The 360-nt window shown below is 52.8% G+C and carries 1 protein-coding gene; it reads left to right on the plus strand.

Annotation, left to right across the window (positions count from 1 at the left end):
* Positions 1-360 (plus strand): transposase (locus ACXAF9_RS18190; RefSeq protein WP_475076852.1); only part of this gene is annotated, 360 nt, incomplete at both ends.

Raw genomic sequence — 360 nt, forward strand, 5'->3', positions numbered from 1 at the left:
GGAACTGGATCACCACTTTGCCACGGTTGGTGCGGCTGCCTTGCCGACTCGCCTGATGGCAGGCCTGATGTATCTGCAACATATGCACAACCTATCCGATGAAGCGCTTTTGGATCGGTGGCTGGAGAGTCCCTATTACCAGTATTTTTGTGGCGAGACCTTCTTCCAGCACAAACTGCCATGCCACCCAACCAGTTTGATTAAATGGCGTCAGCGCTTGGGTGAAGAGGGGTGCGAATGGTTACTCACAGAGACCATCAATGCGGGTTTAACGCTTGGGGCAGTGAAGCCATCGAGCCTCAATCGAGTGGTCGTTGATACGACGGTTCAGGAAAAGAACATCACCTTTCCTACCGATGC

The sequence above is a fragment of the Neptunomonas sp. ABH4_499 genome, assembly GCF_056160565.1.